At 57.3% G+C, this 26,008-nt stretch carries 26 protein-coding genes; 13 read left to right on the forward strand and 13 right to left on the reverse strand.

Annotated elements, in window-relative coordinates; all coding sequences use genetic code 11:
- The first annotated feature begins 81 nt into the window (after positions 1-81).
- The gene (gene lipA, locus ACEN2J_RS06045; RefSeq protein ID WP_442104102.1) at positions 82-1,032 is read left to right on the forward strand and encodes a lipoyl synthase; all 951 of its coding nucleotides are present in this window, start codon (positions 82-84) and stop codon (positions 1,030-1,032) included.
- A gap of 96 nt (positions 1,033-1,128) precedes the next feature.
- Here the strand turns inward: lipA and ACEN2J_RS06050 are convergent, their stop codons facing one another.
- The 5 genes from ACEN2J_RS06050 to hpt form a co-directional block, all read right to left on the reverse strand.
- A complete protein-coding gene (locus tag ACEN2J_RS06050; RefSeq protein ID WP_442104103.1) occupies positions 1,129-2,022 on the reverse strand; it encodes a c-type cytochrome in 894 nt (297 codons plus the stop codon).
- A gap of 19 nt (positions 2,023-2,041) precedes the next feature.
- The gene (locus ACEN2J_RS06055; protein WP_442104105.1) at positions 2,042-2,509 is read right to left on the reverse strand and encodes a c-type cytochrome; all 468 of its coding nucleotides are present in this window, start codon (positions 2,507-2,509) and stop codon (positions 2,042-2,044) included.
- Positions 2,510-2,615: 106 nt separating this feature from the next.
- On the reverse strand, positions 2,616-2,798 hold the full coding sequence (locus ACEN2J_RS06060; RefSeq protein WP_442104106.1) for a hypothetical protein: 183 nt from the start codon (positions 2,796-2,798) through the stop codon (positions 2,616-2,618).
- Entirely contained in the window at positions 2,795-3,286 is a 492-nt protein-coding gene (locus ACEN2J_RS06065) for a mismatch-specific DNA-glycosylase (protein ID WP_442104107.1), read from the reverse strand. The genes ACEN2J_RS06060 and ACEN2J_RS06065 overlap by 4 nt, the downstream gene beginning before the upstream one ends.
- Positions 3,286-3,831 carry a hypoxanthine phosphoribosyltransferase gene (gene hpt, locus ACEN2J_RS06070; RefSeq protein ID WP_442104108.1) on the reverse strand — a complete coding sequence of 182 codons (546 nt, stop codon included), beginning with the start codon at positions 3,829-3,831 and terminating at the stop codon, positions 3,286-3,288. Before hpt ends, ACEN2J_RS06065 begins: the two co-directional genes overlap by 1 nt.
- 77 nt (positions 3,832-3,908) lie before the next feature.
- Here hpt and ACEN2J_RS06075 point away from each other — a divergent pair, with 77 nt between their 5' ends.
- Positions 3,909-4,358, forward strand: coding sequence for a type II toxin-antitoxin system RatA family toxin (locus ACEN2J_RS06075; protein WP_442104109.1), 450 nt, complete (start codon positions 3,909-3,911; stop codon positions 4,356-4,358).
- 27 nt (positions 4,359-4,385) lie between these two features.
- Here ACEN2J_RS06075 and ACEN2J_RS06080 read toward each other — a convergent pair whose 3' ends face one another.
- From ACEN2J_RS06080 to ispD, 5 genes are all read right to left on the reverse strand, one after another.
- Positions 4,386-5,564, reverse strand: a complete 1,179-nt coding sequence (locus ACEN2J_RS06080) for an ammonium transporter (RefSeq protein ID WP_442104111.1) — start codon at positions 5,562-5,564, stop codon at positions 4,386-4,388.
- Positions 5,565-5,730: 166 nt separating this feature from the next.
- A complete protein-coding gene (locus ACEN2J_RS06085; RefSeq protein ID WP_442104113.1) occupies positions 5,731-6,198 on the reverse strand; it encodes a CinA family protein in 468 nt (155 codons plus the stop codon).
- Positions 6,198-6,701 (reverse strand): phosphatidylglycerophosphatase A family protein, encoded by a 504-nt coding sequence (locus ACEN2J_RS06090; protein WP_442104115.1) that lies wholly within the window; start codon positions 6,699-6,701, stop codon positions 6,198-6,200. Before ACEN2J_RS06090 ends, ACEN2J_RS06085 begins: the two co-directional genes overlap by 1 nt.
- Positions 6,698-7,177 carry a 2-C-methyl-D-erythritol 2,4-cyclodiphosphate synthase gene (gene ispF / locus ACEN2J_RS06095; RefSeq protein ID WP_442104117.1) on the reverse strand — a complete coding sequence of 160 codons (480 nt, stop codon included), beginning with the start codon at positions 7,175-7,177 and terminating at the stop codon, positions 6,698-6,700. The genes ACEN2J_RS06090 and ispF overlap by 4 nt, the downstream gene beginning before the upstream one ends.
- A complete protein-coding gene (ispD, locus tag ACEN2J_RS06100) occupies positions 7,178-7,846 on the reverse strand; it encodes a 2-C-methyl-D-erythritol 4-phosphate cytidylyltransferase (RefSeq protein ID WP_442104119.1) in 669 nt (222 codons plus the stop codon).
- Positions 7,847-8,056: 210 nt separating this feature from the next.
- On the opposite strand from ispD, the gene dusB reads away from it, so the two are divergent.
- The 9 genes from dusB (at position 8,057) to hflX (ending at position 19,976) form a co-directional block, all read left to right on the forward strand.
- Positions 8,057-9,037, forward strand: a complete 981-nt coding sequence (gene dusB, locus ACEN2J_RS06105; protein ID WP_442104169.1) for a tRNA dihydrouridine synthase DusB — start codon at positions 8,057-8,059, stop codon at positions 9,035-9,037.
- A complete protein-coding gene (locus ACEN2J_RS06110) occupies positions 9,034-10,128 on the forward strand; it encodes a two-component system sensor histidine kinase NtrB (protein WP_442104120.1) in 1,095 nt (364 codons plus the stop codon). Before dusB ends, ACEN2J_RS06110 begins: the two co-directional genes overlap by 4 nt.
- A gap of 3 nt (positions 10,129-10,131) precedes the next feature.
- The gene (locus ACEN2J_RS06115; protein WP_442104121.1) at positions 10,132-11,499 is read left to right on the forward strand and encodes a response regulator; all 1,368 of its coding nucleotides are present in this window, start codon (positions 10,132-10,134) and stop codon (positions 11,497-11,499) included.
- Between the two features lie 111 nt (positions 11,500-11,610).
- A complete protein-coding gene (locus ACEN2J_RS06120; protein ID WP_442104170.1) occupies positions 11,611-13,854 on the forward strand; it encodes an ATP-binding protein in 2,244 nt (747 codons plus the stop codon).
- Positions 13,851-15,269, forward strand: coding sequence for a nitrogen assimilation response regulator NtrX (gene ntrX / locus ACEN2J_RS06125; RefSeq protein ID WP_442104123.1), 1,419 nt, complete (start codon positions 13,851-13,853; stop codon positions 15,267-15,269). Before ACEN2J_RS06120 ends, ntrX begins: the two co-directional genes overlap by 4 nt.
- A gap of 96 nt (positions 15,270-15,365) precedes the next feature.
- The gene (trkA, locus tag ACEN2J_RS06130; RefSeq protein ID WP_442104125.1) at positions 15,366-16,742 is read left to right on the forward strand and encodes a Trk system potassium transporter TrkA; all 1,377 of its coding nucleotides are present in this window, start codon (positions 15,366-15,368) and stop codon (positions 16,740-16,742) included.
- Positions 16,743-16,748: 6 nt separating this feature from the next.
- Positions 16,749-18,269, forward strand: a complete 1,521-nt coding sequence (locus ACEN2J_RS06135; protein WP_442104127.1) for a potassium transporter TrkG — start codon at positions 16,749-16,751, stop codon at positions 18,267-18,269.
- Positions 18,270-18,408: 139 nt separating this feature from the next.
- A complete protein-coding gene (gene hfq, locus ACEN2J_RS06140; RefSeq protein WP_022704857.1) occupies positions 18,409-18,642 on the forward strand; it encodes an RNA chaperone Hfq in 234 nt (77 codons plus the stop codon).
- Positions 18,643-18,695: 53 nt separating this feature from the next.
- Complete coding sequence (gene hflX / locus ACEN2J_RS06145; RefSeq protein WP_442104171.1) at positions 18,696-19,976, forward strand: GTPase HflX; 1,281 nt, start codon at positions 18,696-18,698, stop codon at positions 19,974-19,976.
- Between the two features lie 67 nt (positions 19,977-20,043).
- Here hflX and ACEN2J_RS06150 read toward each other — a convergent pair whose 3' ends face one another.
- Positions 20,044-22,509 (reverse strand): penicillin acylase family protein, encoded by a 2,466-nt coding sequence (locus tag ACEN2J_RS06150; RefSeq protein WP_442104129.1) that lies wholly within the window; start codon positions 22,507-22,509, stop codon positions 20,044-20,046.
- Between the two features lie 81 nt (positions 22,510-22,590).
- Here ACEN2J_RS06150 and ACEN2J_RS06155 point away from each other — a divergent pair, with 81 nt between their 5' ends.
- Positions 22,591-23,454, forward strand: coding sequence for an NAD(P)-dependent oxidoreductase (locus ACEN2J_RS06155; protein WP_442104131.1), 864 nt, complete (start codon positions 22,591-22,593; stop codon positions 23,452-23,454).
- A 124-nt stretch (positions 23,455-23,578) separates the two neighbouring features.
- Here the strand turns inward: ACEN2J_RS06155 and ACEN2J_RS06160 are convergent, their stop codons facing one another.
- Entirely contained in the window at positions 23,579-24,133 is a 555-nt protein-coding gene (locus tag ACEN2J_RS06160; RefSeq protein WP_442104132.1) for a twin-arginine translocation signal domain-containing protein, read from the reverse strand.
- Positions 24,134-24,319: 186 nt separating this feature from the next.
- Entirely contained in the window at positions 24,320-25,324 is a 1,005-nt protein-coding gene (gene hemB, locus ACEN2J_RS06165) for a porphobilinogen synthase (protein ID WP_442104134.1), read from the reverse strand.
- A gap of 153 nt (positions 25,325-25,477) precedes the next feature.
- Between hemB and ACEN2J_RS06170 the strand changes: the two genes are divergently transcribed.
- Positions 25,478-26,008 carry a component of SufBCD complex gene (locus tag ACEN2J_RS06170; protein WP_442104136.1) on the forward strand — a complete coding sequence of 177 codons (531 nt, stop codon included), beginning with the start codon at positions 25,478-25,480 and terminating at the stop codon, positions 26,006-26,008.

Below are 26,008 nucleotides of genomic sequence, written 5' to 3' on the forward strand. Positions count from 1 at the left end.
TGCAAAGGCGGCGCAGAGGTTGTATCGGCGGAAAAAAACGCGTAATTTCGGGGGATAGCATGTCGTCAGGGGGAAAACACTGTGCGCGACCTTAAATTGCCGGACCAACGTCACCCTGAAAAAGCGCATCGCGCCGATAATGAGCAGCCGAAAAAGCCTGCTTGGATCAGGGTGAAGGCACCCACCTCGGAAGGCTACAAAAAAACCCGCGACATTTTGAAAGAGCAAAAGCTGGTCACGGTCTGCGAAGAGGCCGGTTGCCCGAATGTCGGCGAATGCTGGGGGCAGGGCCATGCCACCATGATGATTATGGGCGAAATTTGTACCCGTGGCTGTACGTTTTGCAACGTCGCCACAGGCAAACCGCAAACCTTGGACGCGTTTGAGCCGGGGCGCGTGGCACATGCGGTGCAGCAACTTGGGCTGAACCATGTGGTGATTACATCCGTGGACCGTGATGATCTGGAGGATGGCGGGGCCGATCACTTTGCCCAGACCATCCGCGCCGTGCGCCACCGCAGCCCCGACACGACGATCGAAATTTTGACGCCGGATTTTCTGAAATGTGACCCTTCGGTTTTGGAAAAAGTGGTCGAGGCGCGGCCGGATGTATTTAACCACAACCTTGAAACCGTGCCGGGACTCTATCCCGAGGTACGGCCCGGCGCGCGGTATTTCCATTCCTTGCGCTTGCTCCAGCGGGTAAAAGAGTTGGACCCGACGATGTTTACCAAATCGGGCATCATGGTCGGTTTGGGCGAAGAGGCGATGGGCGTGCGTCAGGTCATGGATGATATGCGCGCAGCCGATGTCGATTTTCTGACCATCGGCCAGTATTTGCAGCCCACCCCCAAGCATCACCGCGTTGACCGCTTTGTCACACCCGAAGAGTTTAAGGCCTATGAAACGGCGGCCTATGGCAAAGGGTTTTTGATGGTGTCTTCGACGCCATTGACGCGGTCGAGCTATCACGCGGGCGATGATTTTGCCCGGATGCGGGCGGCGCGGTTGGCGAAACTGGGCGCGCGGTAATTTAGGGCCGAGGGGGGCTGTCTGCCCCCCAAACGCTTTGCGGCGCAAAGCGACCCCCCGAGGATATTTTTGAACAGATGATGCAGGCGGCCTTCTTTAATTTGAGATAGGCGGCACGCGTTTTAAGTAGGCCGCGATGGCGGCGCGTTCTTCATCCGAGAGATGAGATAGGTTGACGACGACTTCGGCCATCGAGCCGCCGGCACTGTCATACTCGGGGGTGAACCCTGAATTCAAATATTCGGCAATGTCGGTTTCGGACCAATCGAGCTTTGCGGGGGTGATGTTGGGAATACGGCCTTTGCCATCGGGATTGGCTGCGCCAGACAGCCAAGCTGATTTATCAAGCCCGCCCAAGGCATTGCGCGGTGTGTGGCACTCGCCGCAGTGGCCCAAACCTTCGACCAAGTGGCGGCCCTGATTTTCTTGGTCCGTCAGATCGCCTATGACAACAGGTTTGTCCGACAAGAAGAGCAGTTTCCAGCCGCCCAAAAGCCAGCGTTGATTGAAGGGAAAGCCGACGTCATGCGGTTTGTTCGGTTCTGCTGACGACGGCAGAGTGGCCATATAGGCGCGCAGATCAACCGCCTCTTGCAATGTGGCGCGGGTGTAGGACGCGTAGGGAAAGGCAGGGTAGAAATGCTGGTTTTCGGGCGATGTGCCGTGTAGCAACGCATCGGCGAATTGGGCATTTGTCCAAGCGCCGATACCATGGTCGGGATCGTTTGAAATATTTGGCGCGTGGAATGTGCCAAAATCGGTCACAAAAGACTTGCCGCCGGACAGCAGTTTCAGGGCATCACCTTCGGCATTCTCGGCCGCATGGCATGAGGCGCAACCGCCCAGCCAGAACAGCTTTTCCCCAGCCATCGCATCGCCTGTTAGGGCCGCAACTGCTGTGGCATCAACATGGGCGGGGCGCGTGATGACCAAAAAACCACCAAGCCCGATAAGGGCCAGTGCTGAGCCTGTTAACAAAAACCGCTTCATACGCTGGCCCCTTTTCTGTTTATTCTTCTGGTTGGCGGTAAGCCTTATGGCAGCTGCCACAAGCACCACCCAAGTTTGCCATAACACCCTTGATTGAGGAAGCATCTTTGCCGGCAGCCGCAACCATAAACGAGGCGGCGTCATTCAGGCCGGTGATTTTCAGGGCGAAATCGTCAGGGTTGGTCCAGATTGCGGGCAAAGCGAAACTGTCTGGGGCGGCGTCCACTTCGGACCCAGCTGGGAATTGATCCATGCTGATCACCGAAGCAATCGCTGCAATATTGGCGGCGGCTTTGCTGGCTGTGGCGGCGTCATAAGGGGTCTCATTCTTGGCAATTGCGCCCAGTTTGCCCAGATCGGCGGCCATTTGCAGCATCAAACCATGACGAATTTCAACTGTGTCGGCAAATGGCGATTCTGCCTCTTGGGCAAATGACGCCATTGCGGGGAGTGCCGCGGCAAGCGCGAGCAAGACGAGTTTTTTCATGGAAGGATCCTGTTGGTTCTGGGTGTTTCACCCTTTAGTAGCGGATTGCGTGCCGCGCGTACTATACAACTGTGTATGAAACGGCCCCTCACGGAAACGTGATTGCCTAGCGTAACATGCCCCGATGGGGTGTTCTATTGACCGTCAGAAAGTCTGGCCAGCCCCAGAAATGCTCGACCCCGACAAGGATAAGGCATGCCAGAATGACCCCCAAGACCAGCTTTACCCGCGCCGATGATGGCGGGTTTCGGGCCCAGCGGGCAGCGCGCAAAAGCCAAATGTAATTCATGTATCGCCCCTAAAATCATTGGCCAGATCATGCCATGGCTGGCTGGAAAAAGTCCCGCGTGCAGCGCCCGAAGGGGATGGCAAAACCCAAATCGGCAAACCCGCGAAGGCAGGGGACAGAATACGCCCAGCCCCATAGCGGCTGCCAAGGGCTATTTTGGCGGCAGTGAGGCTGGTAAAGGCGAGCCGCTGCGGGCGCAATTCAGCGATCAACGTCTTCAGCCGCGCAGGCGCATAGGCTTGGGCGGGAATGTCACGGTCCATGCCCGAAACACCTTTGGCCAGATCGGTAAGGCCGATGCCAAGTGTCAGCAAAAGTCCATCATCGGTTGGGAAAAAGCGGCGCGGGGTTAGGCCGGTCTCAAACAGCAAGGGCCAAAAACGGTTGCCGGGGCCTGCGTAATAATGGCCCCGTGCGGCCGATTTATGGCTGGCTGCGGTACCGCAAAAGATCAGTTTCAGGTCGGGTGCCAGAAGATCGGGCAGCATCAGTCGGTATCGGTAAAGCGCACCTTGCCGATATAGGGCAGGTTACGGTTACGCTGCGCGAAATCAATGCCGTAACCCACAACAAATTCATCGGGAATCACAAAGCCCGTCCATGTGGCCTTTATATCAACCTCGCGGCGGGTGGGTTTATCCAGCAGGGCGCATACCTCGATCCGGGCGGGGTTGCGCGATTGCAGCAGGTGCAGCACATGGTGCAGGGTGAAACCGGTGTCGACGATATCTTCAACAACCAGCACGTCACGCCCCGCAATTTCGCCGCGCAAGTCCTTGAGAATGCGAACTTCCTTGCTGCTGACGGTGCTGTCGCCATAGCTTGACGCCTCAAGAAAATCGACCTCAACCGGCAGGTCCAATTCGCGCACCAGATCGGCGATAAAAACGAACGAACCGCGCAGCAGCCCCACGACGACCAGCTTGTCCGTACCGCTGAAATGGGTGCGGATTTCGTCGGCAAGTGCCTCGATTCGGGCGGCAATCGCCTTGGCCGAAATCAACTGATCTATCACATATGGTCTCGTTGGCATGGCGGCCCCTTGATTTTCCTTGTCTGTTTATCCAAAACCAAAGCGCAAGTCACGCCCAAGACGGATTAAATCGCTTTATGCCACGCCACTCCGAGACCAAGCACCTGCCGTATACCGCCGACCAGATGTTTGCGCTGGTGGCTGATGTGGAAAGTTACCCCAAATTTCTGCCGTGGAATTCGGCCGCACGGATACGGTCGCGCAAAGCGGTGGAGGGAGGCGAAGTGCTGGAGGCCGATCTTGTCATCAGCTTTAAGGTGTTTCGCGAACGCTTTGGCAGCCGCGTGACGCTGTGGCCCGAAGCGAGCAAGATTGACACCGAATATCTTGACGGGCCGTTCAGATACCTGCGCTCTACTTGGGCGTTTCGCGATGTGGCGGGCGGCTGCGAGGTAGAGTTTATGGTGGATTTTGAGTTTAAAAACGCGATTTTGCAGGGGATCATTGGGGTTGTGTTCAATGAAGCTATGCTGCGCGTGGTGCGGGCGTTTGAACGCCGCGCAGATGAGCTTTACGGGCCAAAATAAGGGGGCATTTGCTGCCCCCTTAATAGTTTAGCTGTTCATATCGTAAGCGCGTTCGCCATGCGAGGCGAGGTCGAGGCCGGTGTGTTCGGACTCCATATCCACGCGCATAGGGGTGAGCATGCCGACGAGTTTTGCGATGATATAAGTGGTGCCAAGCGTCCACGCGCCAACGATGGCCAAAGCGCCAAGCTGGGCTGTCCAGGTGCCTGCGCCAAAGGCGGCAATCATAATGGTGCCGAAAATTCCGCCAACACCGTGAACTGCGAACACATCCAGCGTGTCATCAATCGCCAAGCGGTTTTTAATAAGCAAAACAGCCTCTTGGCACAGCACACCTGCGATTAGGCCTATGACCAGCGCCTCAATCGGGCCAACAAAACCCGAGGCGGGTGTGATCGAGGCCAGCCCTGCGATGGTACCGGTAACAAGGCCCACAAGCGAGGATTTGCCGAACTTGATCCGCTCCCACAATGCCCAAGACATCGAGGCGGCAGCGGCAGAAATATGGGTCACGGTGATCGCCATTGCAGCGGTACCATCGGCAGCCAGTGCCGAGCCGCCGTTAAAGCCGAACCAACCGACCCACAGCATTCCTGCGCCAATCAGCACCATGCCGGGGCTGTGTGGCGGGGTCGATTTATGGCGGCGTGGGCCAATCATAATGGCCAGCAACAACGCGGCAAGGCCTGCAGTTTCATGCACGACAATGCCGCCCGCGAAATCTTTGGTGCCAATCGCGCCGAAAATACCGCCGTCAGCCATCATGCCACCGCCCCAAATCCAATGTGCGACGGGGGCATAGCAGATCAACATCCACAGCGCCGAGAACGCCAGCACAAAGGCAAAATTCACGCGTTCTACATAAGCGCCGACGATTAGCGCGGGCGTGATGATTGCAAATGTCATCTGAAAAGTGAAAAACGCAATCTCGGGCAGGGTGCCGGTTAGGCTGTCAGTGGTGACGCCGTTCAGAAACAGCTTACCAAGCCCGCCCCAATACGGACCATCATTGCCGAACGCGATGGAATAACCCGCCGCAAGCCAAATCAAGCTCATCAATGCGGCAATCGCGGCGCAATGCATGAAAACGCTAAGCACGTTGCGGGCGCGGACAAGCCCGCCGTAAAACAGGGCGAGCCCCGGTAATGTCATGAAAAGGACAAGGGCCGTGGCGGTCATTATCCAAGCGGTATCTGCGGCGTTCATGGGCGCTCCTGCTGGTTTTTTCAATTGCGCGGAAAAAAACGTCATTTGCTTGCAAATAAAAGCATCAAGGCAGTGCTTGGGCGCCTAATGGCGCAGCAATTTAAAAATATCCTAATAATTAGGCGAAATATTTCAAACTGGGTGGATTAAAGGGCGTTTTGCAAACTTAAGATATGGCCAATGCCAACAGGCCAAGCGCGTGTTCGGTGGCTTTGCGCCGGACCACCGCGCGCCCCAAAGCGCCAAATTCTATAGTTTCGGCGCGGGTGGGCTGGCCACGTTGCGCAAGGCCAAAGCACACGCGGCCCTCGGGTTTGTGCGCGGACCCGCCGGGGCCTGCAATTCCGGTGATGGATACGGCAAGCGCGACACCTGCGTTGTGCAAAGCGCCCGCAGCCATCTCAACCGCGACGGCCTCGGATACCGCGCCGTCAGTGGCAAGGGTTTGCGGCGACACCCCAAGCATGTCGACCTTGGCCGCGTTCGAATAGGTGATGAAGCCGCGGTCAAAAACATCAGAAGACCCGGCAATATCTGTCAGGGCGGCGGCAACCATGCCGCCCGTGCAGCTTTCGGCGGTGGCAATAGTGATGCCGCGCGCACGGGCGGCCGCAAGAATCGCAGCGGGTTCCATCACAGTACCCGCATAATGCCGTGGGCGATTGCCGCCAGCACCATGGTGCCAATGCCCGCAAAAAGCCCGGCCCATAGGTCATCAATCATCACGCCATCGGCATCGCCGCGCGCATCGGCACGGCCCACAAGCCACGGTTTCCAAACGTCAAACAGCCGGAACAGCAGGAAGGCCGCGACCCAGCCGGGGTAAGGAAAGCTGTCAGCCGCAAGGCCCGCGTACCAAAACGCGAAGGACGGGAACAGTAGGGCAATCCACATGCCCGCCACCTCATCAATCACAATCTCGGACGGGTCCTCACCCGGTTTTCCGGCAAGCTCTGTGCGGCAAGCCCAAAAACCGATCAGCGTGACCAGCACCGTGGCTACCGCCAGCAGCGGAAAATGCCCGATCCGGTGCAGCAACAGCCCCACAGCAAGGGCCGCAGCTGACCCCCACGTGCCGGGCGCGGGGCGCAAAAGCCCTGCGCCAAAAAAGATGGAAACGATACGGCTAAGGGTCATGGTTTCACCAATGTTGCTGTGGCCAAGGCAGCGATGCCTTCTTCGCGGCCGGTAAAGCCCAGCTTTTCGCTGGTCGTGGCTTTGACAGACACGCGGTCGATATCGACCTGCATAATCTCGGCCAAAGCGCTGCGCATCGCAAGGGCATGGGGGCCAATTTTTGGGCGCTCGCAGATCAGGGTCACATCGGCATTTCCAAGCGCAAAGCCGCGCGCACGGGCCATTTCCATCGCATGGGCTAGGAAAATATGGCTTGCGGCACCCTTCCATTGCGGATCGGACGGCGGGAAATGCTGGCCAATATCGCCCAAAGCCAAGGCACCATATAGCGCATCTGTCAACGCGTGCATGCCAACATCGGCGTCAGAATGACCCAAAAGCCCGGCCGTATGCGCGACTTTAACGCCGCAAAGCCAGACGTGATCGCCCTCGCAAAAGGCATGCACGTCGAAACCGTTGCCAAGCCTGATATCCATTCACGTCTCCTTTATCCGCTGCGCCAAAATACGTTCAGCGCGTAAAAAATCACCAGGAAGGGTGATTTTGATGTTTTCTTCATCGCCCGCAACAATGGCCACTTCAAGCCCCATCGCGCGGGCCACCTCGACATCATCGGCGGCATCCATGGTATGGGCGCGGTGTGCCGCCAAAATCTCAGCAAAATGAAAGGCTTGCGGGGTTTGTGCACGAAACAGGCCCGTGCGGTCTTGAACTCCAGTCACATGGTCACCTTCGCCGCGCCACAGCGCATCGGTGACGGCCAAGGCTGGGGCTGCGGCTTTATAGCGGCTAAGCGCATCGCAGAGGCGATCGATCATCGCGCGGCTTGGAAAAGGGCGCGCGCCGTCATGAATAAATACCGACGTTAAACCTTGGTTCTCAATAGCTTCCAGTGCGTTCTTAACCGATTTGGCGCGGGTGTCTGCGCCAAGAACGCGCAGAATGCCATCGCCCAGCGTTGCGGCAAATGCGTCGTCATCAGGATGCAGCGTCACCACGATTTGCGAAAACATTTGCATGGCGCGGAAGGCGTCGATGGTATGCTGCAACACCGGTTTGCCCATGAGCATCTGCCATTGCTTTGGCACATCGCCACCCGCGCGGGTGCCTCGGCCTGCGGCGGTAATGATAACGGCACGGGTCATTCTGTGGTGTCCAGGTTGAGTTGGTGTGTTGTACGGGATCTGCACGCCCAGAGCAATCAGGCGTGCAATCTGGGCCTGCAATGGGTGCGGGCAAAAGCTTTGCGATTAAAAATTAGTCGTTTTTGATTTTTCGGTCATTTTTTTAGCGCAAAGGTTTGTCTTTCGCCAATTGCGGGCTTAGTTGGGGTAGGTAAAGTCTAAACTTAAGGCATATTCGTGCAAATCGGCGCTTTATCCATTACCCCACCTGTTTTGCTGGCACCGCTGGCGGGCATCACCGACTTGCCGTTTCGGCGGCTGGTGGCGCGGTTTGGCGCGGGGCTTGTGGTGTCGGAAATGGTCGCGAGCCAAGAGGTTGTGCAGGCTGGTCCCTTGGCCCGTGCGCGCGCCGAGCTGGGGTTTGACCAGCAAGCAACGTCGGTTCAACTGGCAGGGCGTGAGGCCTATTGGATGGCCGAGGCTGCACGCTATGTCGAAGGCCAAGGCGCGAAAATCATTGATATTAATATGGGTTGCCCCGCCAAAAAGGTGACGACGGGCTATTCCGGATCGGCGTTGATGAAAATTCCCGATCACGCGCTGTCGTTGATCGAGGCAGTGGTGGGCGCGGTTAAGGTGCCTGTCACGCTGAAAACGCGGCTGGGATGGGATGATGATATGCTGAACGCCCCCGACATTGCGCGGCGGGCCGAGGCGGCGGGGATCGCGATGATCACCATTCATGGCCGCACGCGCTGTCAGTTTTACAAAGGTTCTGCCGATTGGGCCGCCATTCGGCGTGTCAAAGAGGCCGTATCGATTCCCGTCATAGCCAATGGCGATATTGTTGGGCCGGATGCGGCGCTGGAAGCGCTTGCTGCCTCGGGCGCCGATGGCGTGATGGTGGGGCGTGGCGCGCAGGGGCGGCCTTGGGTTTTGGCGCAAATCATGGCCACGCTTTATGGCACACCTGCGCCAATTGTGCCGCAAGGGGCTGCCTTGGGCGATCTGGTTGTCGAACATTACGAGGACATGCTTGCGTTTTACGGCCCCGAGCTGGGCGTGAAAACCGCACGCAAGCATTTGGGCTGGTACTTGGAAACCGCAGGCCAAACCGAGGCGCGAGGGCTGTTGCTGACGCTGACCGATCCAAGCCGCGTGGTGACCGAGCTACGCGCCATCTTTGCCGACGCAAAAGGAGTGGCCGCATGACCGACCTTAACAGTTTCCCTATTCCGGGCGCCTTTTGGGCCTCGCTTCCGGTGCCTGCCTTGTTGGTGGATGCCGATGGCACGGTGATGGAAATCAACCCCGCCGCCGAGCTGTTTTTGAACCTGTCGATGCGCAGCCTAAAGGGCCATGCCTTGCTGGAACGCCTGCATATCGACGCCCCGATGGAAGAGGCAATGGCGCGGGTACGGGTGAACCAATCTGCGATTGTTATCAACGATGTCGAGATCACAACGGGCGAGCGCGCGCCGGTGCATTGCCGGATCCAAATTGCGCCGATGCAAGACCACCGCGATGTTTTGATGGTCTTGATCAGCCCGCGTGATATTGCCGACCGTTTGGGGCGCTCTTCTGCCGTGAAAACCGCTGCAAAATCAGCGATTGGCATGGCGGAAATGCTGGCGCATGAGATTAAGAACCCGCTGGCAGGCATTTCGGGCGCGGCACAATTGCTGGCGATGAACCTGTCGGTTGAGGATCGCGAGCTTTCAGACCTGATTGTTGAGGAAACGCGGCGGATTGTGAAGCTGCTGGAACAGGTTGAACAGTTCGGCAACCTGCGCCCGCCAGACCGCCAATCGGTCAACCTGCATGATGCGCTGGACCGTGCGCGGCGTTCTGCAATGGTCGGGTTTGCCCGCAATATGGTGATTGTCGAGGATTACGACCCGTCCTTGCCCAACACTTTTGCCGACCCCGATCAGCTGATGCAGGTGTTTTTGAACCTGATAAAAAATGCGGCCGAGGCCTCTGGACCCGATGGCGGTACCATTCGGCTACACACCTTCTATGATCTGTCGCTGCGGATGCGGCAAAAGGACGGGTCGGGTAACCCTTTGGCCTTGCAGGTTGAAATCATCGATGATGGTCCCGGCCTGCCGCTCGGCATTGCCGATAATGTTTTTGAGCCCTTTGTCTCGGGTCGTGAAAACGGCACGGGGCTGGGCCTTGCCTTGGTGTCCAAGATTATCTCGGACCATGACGGCTGGATCGCGGTCGACTCCGTTCCTGGCCGCACGGTGTTTCGTGTGTCTTTGCCCTTGGCGCCCAAAATAAAACCTACAGGAGTATAAGCGATGGATGGTACTGTTCTTGTCGCAGATGATGATCGCACAATCCGCACAGTTCTGACGCAGGCACTGACCCGCGCAGGGTGCAAAGTTCATGCCACGTCCAGCCTGACCACGCTGATGCGCTGGGTTGAAGAGGGCAAAGGCGATCTGGTCATTTCCGATGTGATGATGCCCGATGGTAACGGGCTTGAGGCGCTGCCGCAGATTTCTAAACTGCGGCCAGGCCTGCCTGTCATCGTTATTTCGGCGCAAAACACCATCATGACGGCGATTCAGGCTGCCGAGGCCGAGGCCTATGATTACCTGCCCAAGCCGTTTGATTTGCCCGATCTGATGAAACGTTCGGCCCGTGCGCTTGATTTAAAGCGCCGTGCGCCGGTGCGGCCACCAACCGCCCCGCGTGAAATGGGCGATGATCTGCCGCTGGTCGGGCGGACGGCGGTGATGCAGGCGCTCTACCGGTTGGTGGCGCGGGTGATGAACACCGATTTGGCCGTGCTTATCACCGGCGAATCGGGCACTGGCAAATCGCTGATTGCCCGCGCGATCCATGATTTTTCCGACCGTCGCAGCCAGCCCTTTGTGGTTGTGCATGCCTCTGATCTGGCAGGGATTGACGGGCCGTCATCGTTGCTTGCGCGTGCCAAGGGCGGCAGTTTGGTGTTTGATGAAATCGGCGATTATGACGATGAAACACAGGCGCGCATCGTGCGGATGCTGGATATTTTCGGTGACAATGCCCCGCGTGTTATGGCCACGTCACAAACCGATCTGGCGCAGCGGATGGAGGCGGGCAACTTTCGCCAAGACCTGTTTTACCGTTTGGGCGGGGTCAGCATTCAGGTGCCATCCTTGCGCGAACGGGTCGAAGATATCGAGCTGTTGGCCGAGCATTTCCTAGCCCGTGGCGAGCGCGATTCTGGCATTGTGCGCAAACTGTCGTCGGATGCGCGCGAGTTGGTGCGCAATTACAGCTGGCCGGGCAATGTGCGTCAGTTGGAAAACGCGGTACGCCGCTTGTTGGTCACCTCGACCGAGCCAGAAATAGCGCGTTCCGAAATTGAGGGGATGCTCAGCAATCAACCCGCAACCGAGCCTTTGCGCGGTGGTGGGGAGGGCGACAAACTCTCGGCTTCCGTGGCACGGCACTTGCGCCGCTATTTCGATTTGCATGGCGGTACGCTACCTCCTCCGGGCGTCTATGCGCGGATTTTGCGGGAATTTGAGGCGCCTTTGCTGGAAATCGCCTTGGATGCTACTGCCGGAAATCAGGCTAAATGTGCCGATCTTCTTGGGATCAATCGCAATACTTTGCGCAAGAAGATCACAGACTTGGAAATTCGCGTGACACGGCGCCGCAAGTTGATGTAAAACTGCCACAGGCGGCGTGACATTTTTGGGATACCCCGAACGGTCACGCCGCAATGTATGGCCACCTTAATGATTGGCCAGTTTTGGGGGTTTTCGGATGTTTCGGCAGTGATGCAGAGTAGTACTTGGCTGCGGCTGTCGCGGTTGCGAAGGCAGCGGCGTTTTCAGACCATAATGACTTTTACGTTGGTTACGCTGGGCCCGGCATTGGCCTTTGCCACGCTTATGGCGCTTGGGCCGTTTGACCAAGGTGCCACGTCTTTGTTTTTGCGGCTCATTTTGCTGGCCGATTTGGTTTATGTGCTGGTTGTGGCCTCTTTGGTTTTGGCGCGGGTGTCGCGGATGATCGCGGATCGGCGCAGCCAATCTGCGGGCTCGCGGCTACACCTGCGCATGTCTGGGATTTTTGCGCTGCTTGCGCTGACGCCAACGGTTCTGGTCGCTGTTTTTGCCACGATCACCTTTAACGTGGGCCTTGAGGGCTGGTTTTCGGAACGGGTGCGCGCGGTCGTTGGCAACTCGCTTGCTGCGGCGCAGGCCTATGACGGCGAGCATCGCCAGGATTTGACCGAGGATGTGAACAGCCTTGCCGCCTATCTTAATCTGGCCAAGCAAAGCACCTTTTTTCTGGCTGACGACCAGTTGCGCCCGGTGCTGACGCAGGGGCAGGCCGCTGTTCAGCGCGGGCTGAAAGAGGCCTATTTGATTGACGGATCAGGCACCCTGAAAACCCGTGGTGAACGGTCATATCTTTTTGATTTTGAAGCGTTAACGGCGGATGATATTGCCCGCGCGCGGGCTGGCGAGACCGTGTTGATCGAAGATTGGCCCAACAATGAGCTGCGCGCTTTGGTCTTTCTAACCGCCTATGTCGACCGGTTCTTGTATATTTCGCGCAGTGTGGACGGCAATATCCTGAGCCTGTTGGATGAGACCCGCGAAACGGTGACGCTCTACCAACAGCTTGAGGCCGAGCGCGGGCGATTGCTGTTTGAATTCGGGCTTTTGTACCTTGGCTTTGCCGTCATTCTGATTTTGGCGGCGATTTGGCTGGGCCTTTGGCTGGCCGAACGCCTGTCGCGCCCGATTGGCCGTTTGGCGGGGGCGGCGCAAAAGGTCGGCAGTGGCGATTTGGATGTACAGATCCCCGAGGAAGAGGGCGACGACGAAATCGCGATGATGGGGCGTTTGTTCAACCAGATGACGCGGCAACTAAAGGGCCAGCGCGATGCTTTGGTGGAAAGCAACGTCAAAACCGAAGGGCGGCGGCGGCTGTTTGATAGCGTTTTATCCTCGGTCACGGCGGGGGTTATCGGGCTTGACGCGGATGGGCGGGTTGATTTTGTCAACCGCGCAGCCGAGCGTTTGCTGGATGTGCAAGGCGGTGGCCATGGGCATGGGCTAATGACGCTTGTTCCTGAATTTGACAACCTTTTCAAACGTCTGCGCGATGGTCTTGGTGCATCGGTTCAAGAAGAAATCCGGCTTACCCGCAAGGGGCGCATGGAAAGCCTGCTGGTTCGGATGAGCGTCAGGCGGTCGGATACCGGAGAGTTGGAAGGCTATGTGGTGGCCTTTGATGATGTAACCGATCTTGTTTCGGCGCAGCGCATGGCCGCGTGGGGCGATGTGGCCCGCCGTATCGCGCATGAGATCAAGAATCCTTTGACCCCGATTCAGCTTTCTGCTGAACGCATTAAGCGCAAGTTTCGGCCGCTTGTGGGTGATAGTGCCGCAGATTTGGATCAATATGCAGATGTAATTATCCGCCAAACCAATGACTTGCGGCGCATTGTTGATGAGTTTTCTAAATTCGCCCGTATGCCCGAACCGGTTCGGCGTGAGGAAGATATCGTAAAGATTTTGCAAGATGCGCTGCTGTTGCAAGAAGCGGGCCAGCCAAACGTTCGTTTTGTGCGCGACGTGGCAGAGGGGCCGGTCTTGATGGATTTGGATTCCACCATGATTTCGCAGGCCTTAACAAACCTGATAAAAAACGGTGGCGAAGCCATTGAAACCTTTGTAGAAAAGCAAAAGGTTGAAGGCTTCGTGCCCGAGATCAGAGTAAGCCTTTCGGCGGCGCCTGACCACATAGTGATCCGCATAGCCGATAATGGCATTGGCTTGCCGCCCGACCGCGCTAGATTATTTGAGCCTTATGTCACCACGCGCGCCAATGGTACGGGGCTTGGCCTGCCGATTGTAAAGAAAATCATCGAAGAGCACGGCGGCACGCTGGCGTTGTTGGATGCGATCGAATTTGACGGAAACACCCATGTCGGGGCGATGGCTGAGATTAGCCTGCCGCGGCTAAGGGCAAGAAACGCTGGCCGTAAGGCCGAGGGGGAAATATGAGCAGTATCCTGATTGTAGACGATGAACGTGATATCCGCGAGTTGATCGGTGACATTCTGAAAGACGAAGGTTTTGTCGTGCGTTTGGCGGGCAATTCGGATGATTGCATGGCCCAAATCGCGGCGGAAGCGCCTGCTTTGATGATCTTGGATATTTGGCTGAAAGACAGCCAAATGGACGGTATCGACATTCTGAAAACCGTGAAACGCGATAATCCTGATGTGCCGGTGGTTATCATCTCGGGCCACGGGAATATTGAGATTGCCGTCGCTGCGATCAAGCAGGGTGCCTATGACTTTATCGAAAAACCGTTTAATATCGATCAGTTAATGGTCGTCGTGAGCCGCGCGATGGAAACAAGCCGTCTGCGGCGCGAAAATACGGATTTGCGGCGACGCGATGTCACGTCTTCGGATATGCTTGGGTCAAGCGCCTCGTTCAAGGGTTTGAAATCGCAGCTTGAAAAAGTAACGAAGTCAAACGGGCGGGTTATGTTGACGGGCCCTGCGGGGGCTGGCAAAGAGCTTGCGGCGCGGTTTATTCACAGCAATTCCAACCGCGCCTCGGCCCCGTTTGTCACTGTGACCTCGGCCACGATTGAACCCGAACGCATGGAAGAGGTGTTATTTGGCCGCGAAACCGCCGATCGCGGGGTCGAGCAAGGGTTGCTGGAACAAGCGCATGGCGGTGTGGTCTATTTTGATGAGGTGGCTGAAATGCCGCTGGGCACCCAAACCAAGATTTTGCGCGTGTTGGTTGAACAGCAATTCACGCGGGTAGGCGGGGTTGATAAAGTACGGGTCGATTTGCGCGTCATATCGTCAACCACACGCAATTTGCAGACCGAAATTGCCGCCGGACGCTTTCGCCAAGAGTTATATGACCGTCTGAACGTCGTCCCGATTGAGGTGCCAAGCCTTGAGGACCGGCGCGAGGACATTCCGGAACTCACCACGTATTTTATTGATATGTTTCATAAAACCCAAGGCCTGCCGATGCGCAAGCTGACGTCTGATGCCGAGGCGATGCTGCAAACCATGCAGTGGCCGGGCAACGTGCGCCAGTTGCGCAACGTGATTGAGCGGGTTTTGATCCTTGGTGATGGCACGGGCGAAGTCGATGTAAAAGAGTTGCCAGGGCATGAGCCAGCGGCGGGGCGTGATGAAGGGCGTTTGGTGCTAAGTGGCGCGCTGGCGACATTGCCGTTGCGTGAGGCGCGCGAATTGTTTGAGAAAGAGTATCTGCTGACCCAGATCAACCGCTTTGGCGGCAATATCAGCCGAACTGCCAGCTTTGTCGGCATGGAACGCAGCGCTTTGCACCGCAAACTAAAATCACTGGGCGTGGTCACCACCAGTAAATCAGGGGCGCGTATGGCCCGACTGGAAGATGATGATGATGAGGACGACTCCTAGGGCCGTGTTCCCCTTTGCTGCATTCGCGTTGATTGACCATTCCTCTCGGTTCTGGCAAACAGATCCGGAAATGCCGCGACCACGGAGAACAGGCCCATGAAAGTAATCATCTGCGGTGCGGGGCAGGTGGGGTGGCAAATCGCCCGCCACTTGTCGGGTGAAAACAATGACGTAACGGTTGTTGATTTCAACGCCGATCTGGTGCGGCGTGCGACGGATACCTTGGATGTGCAAGGCATCGTTGGCTTTGCCAGTTATCCCGATGTTCTGGCCCGCGCAGGTGCCCGTGATGCGGATATGATCATCGCCGCGACCCATTCGGATGAGGTGAATATGGTCACCTGTCAGGTCGCGCATTCGGTGTTTTCGATCCCGCGCAAAATTGCACGGTTGCGGTCGCAAAGCTATCTTGACGCGATTTATGCCGATTTGTACCGCCGCGATCACTTGCCGATTGATGTGGTGATCAGTCCCGAACGCGAGGTGGCCGAGGCCGCGTTGCAACGGCTGGCCGCCCCTGCAACCTTTGATACGGAAAGCTTTATGGGCGGCAAGGCCCAGCTTCTGGGGATTGTGCTGGATGAGGATTGCCCCGTCCTGAACACCCCTCTGCGGCAATTGTCCGAGCTGTTTTCAACCCTGCGCGCCATCGTGGTGGGGGTGCGCCGTGACGAACGCCTGTTTGCGCCAGACCCGAATGACCAGCTGTTCGGGGGGGACCGGATTTATGTATTCGCCCATACCGAAGACCTGAACCGCACGCTTGAAATCTTTGGCAAAACCACCCGCAAGCAAGAGCGTATTGTGATCGTTGGCGGCGGCAACGTGGGCCTTGGCGTGGCCCGCGCGCTAGAGGCGCGGACCGACCGGATGCGTGCCAAGATTATTGAAAAAGACCGTGCCCGCGCCGAAAAAGCTGCTGACGGGTTGGAACGCACCATCGTTTTGAACGGTGACGGCATGGATATGGATATTCTGCTAGAGGCAGGTATCGACCGCGCCGATGCGGTTCTGGCCGTTACAGATGATGATAAAACCAATCTTTTGGTCGCTGTGCGGGCCAAACAGGCGGGCTGCCCGATGGCGATCGCGCTGGTGAACGACCCGACTTTGGTGCCGTTGATGGGCGCGTTGGATATTGACGCCTTTATCAACCCGCGGGCGACCACCGTTTCCTCTATTTTACGCCATATCCGCCATGGGCGGGTCAAGGCGATCTATTCAATAGGCGATGCCGAGGCCGAGTTGATTGAGGCGCAAGTTCTGTCGACCTCGCCGCTCTCTGGCAAATTGATCCGCGACATTGCCTTCCCCGAAGGTGTGTTGGTTGGCGCGGTGATGAAGGGTGACAAAGTGATGAAGCCAAACGGCGATTTGCGCGTCGAAGAGGGCGATGTGATCGCGCTGTTTGCCATGACCAAAGACGTGCCAGAGGTTGAGCGCCTGCTGCAAGTCTCGGTCGATTTCTTCTAGTCGGATATGATACGGCGCATTTTAGAGCTCCCGCTGCTGGTTATCCTTTCGGGGATAGGGTCTTTGGCGATGCTGCTGCCTGCGGCCCATGCGGCAGTGTTTTCCGATTTTGCCGTTGCGCGGCCGTTTTTCTATGGCGCAGTTGTGTTTTTCATACTTTCAGTTTTGGTCGGCATTGCCACGGCCAACTACCGGCCGCGCTCGGTGGCGCGCAGCCAGTTGGCGGCGCTACTGGGGGCATATTGCTGGCTGCCGATCCTGTTCGCCGTGCCCTTTGCCGAGGCGGTGAAAGATACCACCTTTGCCAATGCGTGGTTTGAGATGGTGTCTTCGTTTACCACCACCGGCTTTACCCAATATGATGACGCGGGCCGTTTGGCGCCCACGCTGCATTTATGGCGGGCGCTTGTTGGCTGGATGGGCGGGTTCTTTGTGCTGATGTCGGCGGTTGCCGTGTTGGCACCGCTTAACCTTGGCGGGGTTGAGGTGCTGTCAGGCCGTGTGCCGGGGCGCAGTGCCCAAGGGGCAGGGCAGGTCACGCAATCGGCGGGCCCTGCTGACCGCCTGATACGTCATTCGGTTACGCTGTTTCCGGCCTATGTCGGGCTAACGCTGCTGCTTTGGATTTTGCTGTTAATGGCTGGCGAGTCCGGTACAACGGCATTTTGTTATGCCCTTTCAACGCTTTCGACCAGCGGTATTACCAATGGCCAACCCATGGTAAGTGCTGGGGGTGGTTTGATTTCGGAAATGCTGGTCTTTGCGTTTATGGCACTGGCCATCACCCGCCGCAGTATGCCCGGCGCGGTATTGACCGACCGTAACCGCTCGATCTTTGACGACCATGAGGTGCAGCTGGCGACGTTTTTCCTGATCATTGTGCCGGGGCTATTGTTTCTGCGCCATTGGTTAGGGGCTTTGGCCGCCGATGATGTTTTGAACTTTCCAGCGGCATTTGATGCGTTGTGGGGCGGGTTGTTTACGACAATGTCTTTCCTAACCACCACGGGTTTTGAAAGCTCGGACTGGCAAGAGGCGCAGCTTTGGTCGGGGCTGAACAGTCCGGGGCTTGTGTTGCTGGGCCTTGCGATGATGGGCGGCGGCATTGCGACCACGGCTGGCGGGCTAAAGCTGCTGCGGGTTTATGCGTTGGCGCGGCACGGCGAGCGCGAGATGGACCGGCTGGTTTACCCCAACTCCATCGGCGGCGGCGGGCAGGCCGAGCGCCAGTTGCGGCAAGGCGGGGCCTATGTCGCGTGGATCTTCTTTATGCTTTACGCAATGACATTCGCGATTGTGGTTGCGGCCTTGTCATTGCGCGGTCTTGAATTTGAAAATAGCTTGGTGCTGACGGTTGCGGCCGTGACCACGACAGGCCCATTGGCCTCTTTGGCGACCGAGGTGCCCATTCGCATCATCGAGCTGACGTTTTCAGAAAAATTCATCCTTGGCGGCGCGATGATTGTCGGGCGCGTCGAAATTTTGGCTATTTTGGCACTGTTTTCGCCCGGAGTGTGGCGCAGGTAAGACGGTTACCCCTTTGCTGGGGGGCTAATGCTGTTTTTGGGCTGGAAACTCTGGAAAAGCCGTTTCATAGTGTTTTTTGCGCCTCGGCAGAGGGATCGAAGGCAAAGTCAGTAACAAATAAGAAAAAAAGGCAAGAATAATGGCTTCGGATAAACAAAATCTTCAAGACGCATTTTTGAATCACGTTCGCAAGGCCAAGGTGCCTGTGACGATTTTTTTGATCAACGGCGTTAAATTGCAAGGCGTCATCACTTGGTTTGATAACTTTTGTGTGCTGTTGCGCCGCGATGGTCAGTCGCAATTGGTTTACAAACACGCGATTTCGACGATCATGCCTGGCGCACCGATCAGCCTATATGAAGGCGAAGAATAAGCTTGGAAATCGACGATCACGACGAGAACGAAGGCTTCTCGGTTGAGCGGCGTTTGGCTGGGCATGATACCCGTGCCCAGCAAACACCCGCATATGTTTTGCACCCCGATTTGAAAACCGCACGCGCGCGGCGCTTGCCCGAACACGGGCTGGCCGAGGCGACATCGCTTGCCAGTGCTTTGCCGGGTTTGGATGTTGTGGGTGGCGAGGTCGTGCGCCTGTCCAAGCTGCTGCCTGGCACGTTGTTTGGCACAGGAAAAGTGGCCGAGCTGAAGGCGCGGATGCATGACTTGGGCACCGAGTTGGTGCTGGTTGATGGACCGGTCACGCCTGTTCAGCAACGCAATTTGGAAAAGGAATGGGGCGTCAAGCTGCTGGACCGGACCGGATTGATTTTGGAAATTTTTGCCGATCGGGCACGCACCCGCGAAGGTGTTTTGCAGGTTGAACTGGCTGCGCTGTCGTATCAGCGCACCCGGCTTGTGCGGGCTTGGACCCACCTTGAACGCCAACGCGGCGGGCTGGGGTTTGTGGGCGGTCCGGGTGAGACGCAGATCGAATCGGATCGCCGCGCGATTGACGACCAAGTGGTGCGGATCAAGCGGCAGTTGGATAAGGTTGTCAAAACCCGCGAATTGCACCGTGCCTCGCGGCGCAAAGTGCCGTTTCCGGTGGTGGCCTTGGTCGGCTATACCAACGCGGGCAAATCGACGCTGTTCAATCAGATCACCGGCGCCGAAGTTCTGGCCAAGGATATGCTGTTTGCCACCCTAGACCCAACGATGCGCGGGATGGAGCTGCCCGATGGCAGCAAGGTGATCCTATCCGATACGGTGGGCTTTATTTCCGACCTTCCCACCCAGTTGGTGGCCGCGTTTCGCGCGACGCTAGAGGAAGTGTTGGAGGCCGACCTGATCTTGCACGTCCGCGATATCAGCCACCCTGAATCGGCGGAACAGGCCGCGGATGTTGCCGATATTTTAACCTCGCTTGGGGTGAAATCTGACACGCCGCAGTTTGAGGTTTGGAACAAACTGGATCTGGTGTCAGAGTCGGTAAGGGCGCAGCTTGAACAGCAAGCCGATAAATCGGACCGGATTTTCGCACTGTCAGCGGTGACGGGATACGGGATTGACGGACTGCTTTTGGCGGTATCACACGTCTTTGAGGCCAAGAAATCCGAGGCAAAGTTTAGCCTTGGCTTTGCCGAAGGGCGCAAACATGCGTGGCTGCATTCGGAAGGCGTGATTGTGGATGAGACGCTGACCGAGAGCGGCTGGGACCTGACGGTAAGCTGGACGGAACGCCAAGAAAAGGCCTTTGCCGCGCTCTGAGCCACCACATATATTAACAGAAAAGCCTGTGAATTAAGCGATTCACAGGCTTTTTCATAGGCAATGGCTATTTCGGCACAGGGGACAGATGCGTAACGCCCACAGCGGCAGCCCGCGCCAACTCGGGGTCGAGTGACATCGGGATATATTCACCGCGCCGCCACAACACGCCAAGATCATCGTAATGGCGTGACAGCGGGTGGCCAGATTGACCGGTGGACAGGATGAAAACCGAACTGTCAGGATCGGCGAAATCATACACACCGCGATAGCCCGCACCATGGACGTTTTCATACGGGTCGGGGCCGGTGCCTTTGGTCAGGCCTCGCATCAGCGTGCTGTCACCGCCCGAAGTGCTTTGGCGCATGTTTACGAAATAACGCAGCAAGGGCACGTTGCCCAAAACAGGGTGGTCATGCGTGGCCTCATGCGCATCGCCCCAACGCCATGTCTCGATACTCGGGCCATAGCGTTCCGATAGTTCCAGCAGCGCATCATCCAATGCGATGCGGGCAATATCGGTGCAGGTTTCAATCGTGGCCGATTGGATAATATCGCACCATTTTCCGGCGCCGTCGGTATTGCGGTAAACCCGTTCGATGAACACCGGATCAGGGTGGATAAAGCTGTCGGCCAAGGGGCCGAGCTCATCATGGATCAGTCGTGTTTGCAGCGCGCGCAGCCATGCGGCATAGATAAGCGGCTCGGGCAAATGCTCGTTCATCTCACCATTCCATGCGGCCAACAGGTCAAGCGCCTGCTCGCGCAGCCGTGTGGGCGTGCCTGCGGGGGATGGCGTGCCGGTAAACCACAGATCGGCTCCAATCAATGGCAGAATGGCGCGGGCCACAGGGGAAACGGTATCCAGTTGCGCCTCGATAAAGCTTTCGCGTGTATGGACCTCACGCGTTTTCATCAGGGTTAGCCAGCGTTGGATGCGGTGGGTATCACCCCAGACAAAGCTGATATTATTAGGAAACGCCGTGTCGGTGGTTTTGTTGTTGGTGTTGCCCAGCAGCCCCGAGGTCGGTTTCAGGATACGCAGGTTTGTGTCGTAATCCATTACGCCGTCCCAGCGGTTTTGCAGGTGTTCGCCAAGGCTTGGCATCCGGCCTTGGGTTTCATGCGCGGGGTTACGGTTTGGCACAGCGCCGATCAGCTGAAACGCGATGCCGGCTTTATCGGCCAGCATCAGGTTTTGCGACGGGGCTATGAACAGGCGACCAGCCTCAATGGCTTCGTCTACGTTATGCGATTTCATCAGGCGGATCGCTGCTGTCATCGAGGTATCATTGGCCGAAAGCGCCGTCCATTCCAGCGCGGCCACATGGCCAGGCGGGGTGACGGTGGCAAGGTTGTAGTGAGAGCCGGGCAAAATCGGCCCAGCCTCGGACCAGCGCAGGGTGATGGTCACAGGGTCATGGTCTTTGACGGTGATGATAGAGCGGCGCGAAGTGAAGTCTTTCCAGCCAGCGCCACTGTCATATTGCTCGGTGTTATCGGGGTTCACCCGTTCCATAACAACGTCTTGGTCATCCAGATAAGATGAGGTCAGGCCCCAGCCCAAAGCATCCGAGCGGCCCAATAGCACAGCCGGCACGCCCGGAATGGTGGCCCCGATCACGCCACCGCTGGCAAATTGGAGACGGGCCAAATACCAAATGGTGGGCGCCGTAAAGTCGAGATGCGGGTCATTGGCCAAGAGCGACCCACCTGCCGCCGAGCGTTCAGGCGCTGCGGCCCAAGCGTTGGACGCACCCGCAAAAGGGGCAGGTTTGAACGGCGACAACGGGTCAAACGCCTCACGCTGAGGAAAGCCACCGGGGGGCGGCTCGGGCATCAGGCTGGCGTAATCGGGCAGGGCGGCAAGTGCTGTGCCGGGGGCATCGGGCAGAATATCACGCAACCGGTTATCGGGCAGCAGCATCGAGGTGCGGGCGCGCAGAACTTCGGCATCCAACTGGCCCGACAGTTGCAAGGCCATAAGCTTTAGAATGGCGATAGAATCCGCAGGTTGCCATGTGGCGATTTCATTGGTGAAAAAGAAGAATTCAGGTGCGCCACGGCCCAAGGCGTTCAGGTTGATCTCGGTAATCCAAGCATTTACACCGCGCGAATAGGCCTCAAGCGCTTGTTTGGTTGCGTCATCTTGGGCGGCAACCGATTGGCTGGCGAGCGTATAGAGGTCATAGCGGCGCAACAGCTCGTCAATTTTCAGGGTGCGTTCGCCAAACACCTCGGACAGCCGGCCTTGGGCGGTGCGGCGCAGCATCGTCATTTGCCACAGCCGGTCTTGGGCATGCGCAAAGCCAAGCGCGAAATACACATCTGCATCGGTGGGGCCAAAGATATGCGGCACGTTGGCATTGTTGCGCACGATCTCGACATCGCCTGTCACGCCCTCAAGCTGATAGCTGGCGGAATAATCGGGCAGCGAGCGCGACAAAAAGAAATAGGCGATCAGCAGCCCCACCGCGCCAAGGGCCAGCAGAGCGATAAAAATCCGGGTAAGCCAGCGAAACGCGAGGAGCATGTTGGGTCTTTTCTTGACGTCAGAGGTTTGGTGGTTACCTATGCGAAACTGTAGCGCGAGGCAATTGGAAGGGTTTGGGCAATGGCAAAAGTGGCATTTTTGGGTTTGGGCGTAATGGGATTTCCGATGGCGGGGCATTTGGCCGCCAACGGGCATGAGGTGACAGTGTATAACCGCACGGCCGCCAAGGCCGAGGCTTGGGTAGCCAAACACGGCGGGCAGGCGGCGGCAACCCCGCGTGAGGCGGCGGTGGGGCAAGATTTTGTGATTGCCTGTGTTGGTAATGATGCCGATTTGCGAGGGGTTTGCACGGGCGAAGACGGGGCATTCGCGGGGATGAAACCGGGGGCGATATTTGTCGATCATACCACCGTTTCGGCGCAGGTCACGCGCGAGATGGAAGCTTTAGCACGCGGGCTGGGTTTAGGCTTTGTCGATGCGCCGGTGTCTGGCGGGCAGGCTGGGGCGGAAAACGGGGTGTTGTCGGTGATGTGTGGCGGCGACGTTAGCCATTATGTCGAGGCCGAACCGGTGATCGAAGCCTATGCCAAGATTTGCAAACGGCTGGGTGACAGTGGCGCAGGGCAGATCGCAAAGATGATGAACCAGATTTGCATTGCTGGCCTTGTGCAGGGCTTGGCCGAGGCGTTGGCCTTTGGAGAAAAGGCGGGCATGGACGGGCGTGCGGTGGTTGAGGTAATTTCAGGCGGGGCTGCTGGCTCTTGGCAGATGAACGCGCGGCACCAGACCATGCTAGACGAACATTTCACGCATGGCTTTGCCGTGGATTGGATGCGCAAGGATTTGGGAATTTGCTTGGCCACCGCGAATGAGATTGGCGCAAGCCTGCCTGTGACCGCGTTGGTCGATCAGTTTTACAAAGACGTGCAAAACATGGGCGGCGGACGCTGGGATACCTCTAGCCTTATCAAACGCCTGAAATAGGGGCTAACGCCGCTTTGCCCTCCTTATCCCTTACATAACAGGCGATAAGGGGGGCAAGCGACATTCAGAATATTTCCATTGGGTGCAAGGACGCGCCTTGCACCCAATGATGGAAAATAATCGTTTAAGGAATGATGCGGTTGTATTTGGAGCCTGCCAGAGTGGCACCCAAAATCAGGCCGGATTGGCCAAAGACAAAGGCGATCACCGGGTTATACTCGGTGGTTTCCTTGCCAATGCTGGCCCCTTCATTCGGCACGGCATAGCGGATATCGGCGCTTGCAGCCCAACCGTTCGACCGCCGGAAATCGCCCAAAGATGCCTCGGTCATAAAGAACAGGGCATGGGCATATTGCTGTGCGCCGATTTGCAGGCCAAAGGTCGCGCGGGTGGCGGAATAGAAATCAACCGTCACGTCATTGATGCGCAAGGCACCTTGGCCGTAAGCCGCGCCAAAACCGAACCCCGCCTCGGTCATCAAAGGCATGTAGAGGATGCCATAAGCCCGTTGCGCCAGATCACGCGTGCCGGGAAAACTGCCAAACAAATAATCGCGGGTGGCGTCTACCCGGCCGTCGAGCCGTGCGCCGCCGTCATTGCCAATGCCATTGGAACAACCACCAAGTGCCAGACCTGCCGCCGAGGTTCCCAAAAAGCTGCGTCTATTCAAAAGAGTCATTTTCTGCCGCCTCATATTCCGCGCCAGAGTTTTCTCTGGTCGCTGATTGCTTATCATCCTTGGGCCGCACTGGACCGCCTGGCAAAAGGATAGCGTGGTTTAAACCGGCTGTCATCTGTTTGGGCCGGAATTTGCATGTGTTGGGCGCATTTTTGCCGTGTGGCCCGCCATGTGCCCCCATGCGCACTAGGGTTGGTTTTGCAACATAGCGGCCACGCGCGGGGCAAAATAGGTCAGCACCCCGTCACATCCGGCACGGCGAAACGCCATCAAGCTTTCCAGCATCGCCGCGTCCCCGTCGATCCAGCCGTTTTGCGCGGCGGCCATAATCATCGCGTATTCGCCCGACACTTGGTAGGCATAGGTCGGCGCGCCAAAGGTTTCCTTGGCGCGGCGACAAATATCAAGATACGGCATGCCTGGTTTGACCATGACCATATCGGCCCCCTCGGTCAGGTCGCGCTCAATCAGGCGCATCGCCTCATCCGAGTTGGCAGGGTTCATCTGATAGGTTTTTTTGTCGCCCACCAGTCGGCTGCCTGCGCCCACAGCATCGCGGAACGGGCCGTAAAACGCGCTGGCGTATTTGGCAGCATAAGACAGAATTGCCACATCCTTATAGCCTGACATTTCAAGCGCTTGGCGCATGGCCCCGATACGGCCATCCATCATATCCGACGGCCCCAGAATATCGGCCCCAGCCTCGGCCTGCGCGAGGCTCATTTTCACGAGCGCTTCAATCGTTTCATCATTCAGGATGATGCCATCGCGCACAAGCCCGTCATGGCCGTTGATATTATAAGGGTCGAGGGCCACATCGGTCATCACCATCATGTCGGGCACGGCGGCCTTAATGGCGCGAATGGCGGTGTTGGCAAGGTTGTCCGCGCTCCACGCCTCGGCACAATCCTCAGTCCGTTTGGCAGGGTCGGTATAGGGAAAGAGGCAAATGGCCGGAATGCCGAGGGCGGCGGCCTGTTCTGCAGCTTGCACAATCAGATCCACCGAAAGCCGCTCGACCCCGGACATAGAGGCCACAGGCTCGCGCATATTCACGCCGTCGCGGACGAATAATGGCCAGATCAGATCATTCACCGAGAGTGTATTTTCCTGCGCGAGCCGCCGCAAACCATCAGATTTACGCAAGCGGCGAAAGCGTGTGGCGGGGTATTGGCCTGTGGTAGGACGCATCATCGGTTTCCTTTTGCTGTGGTCTGATTGCAAGGCGGCGCATGTTTTCTTCTGCCTGCCATGGAAAAGCCCGCGTCTCAAGAGTAGGAATGTCGCAATCACGCCAAAGCCAATACCTGTGCTGCGCGGAAAATTACGAAAAAGGTTGACCTAGTGGATTGGTATAAAACGATTTTCGATCTGATCGACATTAGGTCGTTTTCGAATCTTTGGTATTGGATTGCGTTGGCGGTTTTATGGTCGACGACCAGCCATTGGATTTTAGGGGTGCCGTTTGATTTGGTGACCAAGGCGCGCAGCAACGGCGGTCAGGCGGAACAAGACTTGCACGATTTGGTGGGAATCAACACCCGGCGCATGCTGTATATCGCGCGCGTTTCGGGGCTGTGGCTTATTGCGATCGGCGCGTTTGTATTTACGGTGCTGGTGGTTCTGGGCTTTGTCTATTGGATAGAGTTTGCGCAAGCGTTATTTTTACTGCTGTTGCCGATGGCGATTGTCGGGGCGCTTAGCCTGTCTACAGCGCAGCAGGTTTCGGTGCAGCAGATGGAAGGCGATGCTTTGTACCGCAAGCTGTCGCGGCACCGGATGAAGGTGCAGGCAATCGGGATGGTATCAATCTTTATCACCTCGCTTTGGGGCATGTGGCAAAACATGCAGGTTTTCGCGATTTGGCCGCAGTGA

This window comes from Pseudorhodobacter sp. W20_MBD10_FR17 (assembly GCF_052119765.1).
GTDB lineage: Bacteria > Pseudomonadota > Alphaproteobacteria > Rhodobacterales > Rhodobacteraceae > Pseudorhodobacter.

Excerpts from the sequence above, each read along its gene's own strand:
- ACEN2J_RS06050 (WP_442104103.1), bottom strand. The coding sequence starts at position 2,022 with ATGAAGCGGTTTTTGTTAACAGGCTCAGCACTGGCCCTTATCGGGCTT.
- ACEN2J_RS06055 (WP_442104105.1), bottom strand. The coding sequence starts at position 2,509 with ATGAAAAAACTCGTCTTGCTCGCGCTTGCCGCGGCACTCCCCGCAATG.
- ACEN2J_RS06060 (WP_442104106.1), bottom strand. The coding sequence starts at position 2,798 with ATGAATTACATTTGGCTTTTGCGCGCTGCCCGCTGGGCCCGAAACCCG.
- ACEN2J_RS06065 (WP_442104107.1), bottom strand. The coding sequence starts at position 3,286 with ATGCTGCCCGATCTTCTGGCACCCGACCTGAAACTGATCTTTTGCGGT.
- hpt (WP_442104108.1), bottom strand. The coding sequence starts at position 3,831 with ATGCCAACGAGACCATATGTGATAGATCAGTTGATTTCGGCCAAGGCG.
- ACEN2J_RS06075 (WP_442104109.1), top strand. The coding sequence starts at position 3,909 with ATGCCACGCCACTCCGAGACCAAGCACCTGCCGTATACCGCCGACCAG.
- ACEN2J_RS06080 (WP_442104111.1), bottom strand. The coding sequence starts at position 5,564 with ATGAACGCCGCAGATACCGCTTGGATAATGACCGCCACGGCCCTTGTC.
- ACEN2J_RS06085 (WP_442104113.1), bottom strand. The coding sequence starts at position 6,198 with ATGGAACCCGCTGCGATTCTTGCGGCCGCCCGTGCGCGCGGCATCACT.
- ACEN2J_RS06090 (WP_442104115.1), bottom strand. The coding sequence starts at position 6,701 with ATGACCCTTAGCCGTATCGTTTCCATCTTTTTTGGCGCAGGGCTTTTG.
- ispF (WP_442104117.1), bottom strand. The coding sequence starts at position 7,177 with ATGGATATCAGGCTTGGCAACGGTTTCGACGTGCATGCCTTTTGCGAG.
- ispD (WP_442104119.1), bottom strand. The coding sequence starts at position 7,846 with ATGACCCGTGCCGTTATCATTACCGCCGCAGGCCGAGGCACCCGCGCG.
- ACEN2J_RS06110 (WP_442104120.1), top strand. The coding sequence starts at position 9,034 with ATGACCGACCTTAACAGTTTCCCTATTCCGGGCGCCTTTTGGGCCTCG.
- ACEN2J_RS06115 (WP_442104121.1), top strand. The coding sequence starts at position 10,132 with ATGGATGGTACTGTTCTTGTCGCAGATGATGATCGCACAATCCGCACA.
- ACEN2J_RS06120 (WP_442104170.1), top strand. The coding sequence starts at position 11,611 with ATGCAGAGTAGTACTTGGCTGCGGCTGTCGCGGTTGCGAAGGCAGCGG.
- ntrX (WP_442104123.1), top strand. The coding sequence starts at position 13,851 with ATGAGCAGTATCCTGATTGTAGACGATGAACGTGATATCCGCGAGTTG.
- trkA (WP_442104125.1), top strand. The coding sequence starts at position 15,366 with ATGAAAGTAATCATCTGCGGTGCGGGGCAGGTGGGGTGGCAAATCGCC.
- ACEN2J_RS06135 (WP_442104127.1), top strand. The coding sequence starts at position 16,749 with ATGATACGGCGCATTTTAGAGCTCCCGCTGCTGGTTATCCTTTCGGGG.
- hfq (WP_022704857.1), top strand. The coding sequence starts at position 18,409 with ATGGCTTCGGATAAACAAAATCTTCAAGACGCATTTTTGAATCACGTT.
- ACEN2J_RS06150 (WP_442104129.1), bottom strand. The coding sequence starts at position 22,509 with ATGCTCCTCGCGTTTCGCTGGCTTACCCGGATTTTTATCGCTCTGCTG.
- ACEN2J_RS06155 (WP_442104131.1), top strand. The coding sequence starts at position 22,591 with ATGGCAAAAGTGGCATTTTTGGGTTTGGGCGTAATGGGATTTCCGATG.
- ACEN2J_RS06160 (WP_442104132.1), bottom strand. The coding sequence starts at position 24,133 with ATGACTCTTTTGAATAGACGCAGCTTTTTGGGAACCTCGGCGGCAGGT.
- hemB (WP_442104134.1), bottom strand. The coding sequence starts at position 25,324 with ATGCGTCCTACCACAGGCCAATACCCCGCCACACGCTTTCGCCGCTTG.